The 2104-nt window shown below is 45.3% G+C and carries 2 protein-coding genes and 1 pseudogene; 1 reads left to right on the top strand and 2 read right to left on the bottom strand.

Annotated elements, in window-relative coordinates; translation table 11 throughout:
• Positions 1 to 194: 194 nt before the first annotated feature.
• Positions 195 to 1003: pseudogene (locus F6K37_RS39495) on the bottom strand (IS5 family transposase).
• A gap of 223 nt (positions 1004 to 1226) precedes the next feature.
• Between F6K37_RS39495 and F6K37_RS39490 the strand changes: the two are divergent.
• Entirely contained in the window at positions 1227 to 1460 is a 234-nt protein-coding gene (locus F6K37_RS39490) for a reverse transcriptase N-terminal domain-containing protein (protein ID WP_071986980.1), read from the top strand.
• Here F6K37_RS39490 and F6K37_RS39485 read toward each other — a convergent pair.
• Complete coding sequence (locus tag F6K37_RS39485; protein WP_131827096.1) at positions 1429 to 1818, bottom strand: hypothetical protein; 390 nt, start codon at positions 1816 to 1818, stop codon at positions 1429 to 1431. The genes F6K37_RS39490 and F6K37_RS39485 overlap by 32 nt on opposite strands.
• Between the last annotated feature and the right edge of the window lie 286 nt (positions 1819 to 2104).

Here is a 2104-nt window from a genome sequence, read left to right as displayed (position 1 = left end):
CATAGCTGGTTGTTAGAAGTTTCGCTGTCTAACAAAGAAGTCCAAAAAGCTATCGGAGTATGAGTCGAACCCTAACCTTCTCGAAGGTCATCAAAAGCGAAACACGGTAAGCCCAATAGACTCTTTCAAGAGGTCGAAACTTGAAAGTAAGCCGAGAGTAATCAAAGCCTAACCGTCTAGGGCGTGTTTTCAAACTATAACCACAACAAAATTGATGCGATCTCTAACATAGCTGTATAATTTATAGCAAGCTTTTCGTATCGGGTGGCGATGCGGCGAAACTGTAAGAGGTCTGTTGATAGCACGCTCTATCAGGTTCCGTTGTCGATAGATTTCACGGTTGAATGGGCCACGATCCAGTTCATTCGAGAGTCTTGGGATTGTAAAACGGATACCACGACGACGGAGGTAATTACGGATTCTACGACCTGTGTAACCTTTATCTCCAACTACTCAAAGAGGGCGAATACGTGGGCGACCTTTGCCAGAACGCTTTACTGCTCGAAGTTCCATCAATTGTTCAAAAAAAATTGACTCGTTTCTGTGACCAGGACTTAGAAGAAAGGTTAGCGGTTTCCCAAAACCTTCACAACGTATGTGTATTAAGGTAGCTGAAACCACCACGGGAACGTCTACCGTGATTCGTCTTCTTCACCCCTTTTTTCCCACCGGCTGCATGTTGGTGGGCACGTATCACTGTTCCATCTACATAATGAACCTGCCAATTTAGCTTTCCATCTTCATCTGCTTTGGCTTGGAGATTTTCTAAGATTTGCTTGCCCTACCCGGCTTTTTGCCACCGATAAAACCGTGTTGCCACGCTTTGCCACTTTCCATAACGTTCTGGCAAGTCTCGCCACGGTGCTCCGGTTCTTAGTATCCAGAGGATGCCATTCACCATCAGGCGGTGGTCATGATTGGGCTTCCCAGTTCGGGGTTTTTGGGGAGGAAGTAGCGGTTTTAACTTCTCCCATTGTTCGTTACTCAAGTCGCCTCGGTTCATCAGTACAGCCTGCCTGCGATCACGTTTTTACTAGGATACAACGAGTTTGAAAACACACCCTAGGGGGTAAAGGAAGTCAGAGAAAGCGAACGTCCCTGTGTAATGCAAGGAATAAGGGTTGAGGGTCCATCCCAACATCACACCACCTGAAAATGGTAGCCCACTTCTGAGAGGTCTCAAACGATATGAACGATTTCCTTGAAACATTAACGGAGATTGAAAGATGGAAACCACTGTGGTTATCGGAGACTCTGGACAACTTAAGGACTGGTCACAGATTGACTGGAAATCAGTGGTTAAGAATGTTAAGAATCTGAGGAAACGGATATATCGTGCCACGCAGAACGGTCAGTGGAATAAGGTCAGAAGCCTAACGAAACTGATGTTAAGAAGCTTCGACAATTTAATCTTGTCTGTGCGAAAAGCTAGCAGGGGGACAACGAAGCTTGTAACATAGACAGGGCTTGTTCCCTAGCCCGCTTACCTTTTTTATAATGCTTGACCCAACGGCGGTTAATTTGCAAAAGTTCCTCTACAATTTTTTCGGGTATTTGCCCTAGGTACAGCCAATGATACTGATGTTGACCAACATAAAAAGCACTATGTCGGCGATATTGCGATTTAGTTTCTGGTCGTACAACATATTTCTGTATTCCCATTTTCTTGATTTCTCGTCCTTGAAGGATTGCACTAGTATAGGCAATTGCTATCAAAATAATTAACTTGCTTAGAGATTCTGCTCCCAGCTTCGAGCCTTCTAGACTGTAACCACCTGATTTAAAATCTCGAAACATTGTCTTGATGCAGTCGCTCATGGTTTGAAGTTACCGTAAGAGAGTGGAGCCTGATTACAAAAGCGCCGTTACCTTTTACCCATAACCTGCCGACTATAAAGGCTCCACTCTCTAAGGTTTCGTCTCCGGGGAAACCACGGCAGTCGCTCATGGTTTGAAGTTACCGTAAGACAGGCTCGCCTTAATCAATGGAGGCGCGCTTTCCTATGGCGAATTAAATTACGGGGTCGCGCCTCAAGTTTTAACCCTTTTCTGCATAGCCTAACAACCATAAAGGCGAGCCTGTCTAAGGTTTCGTCTCCGGGGG

Source organism: Moorena sp. SIO4E2, assembly GCF_010671945.1.
GTDB classification, from domain to species: domain Bacteria; phylum Cyanobacteriota; class Cyanobacteriia; order Cyanobacteriales; family Coleofasciculaceae; genus Moorena; species Moorena producens.
Note: the sequence above shows the minus strand (reverse complement) of the source record. Positions and strands in the feature narration are given on the sequence as shown.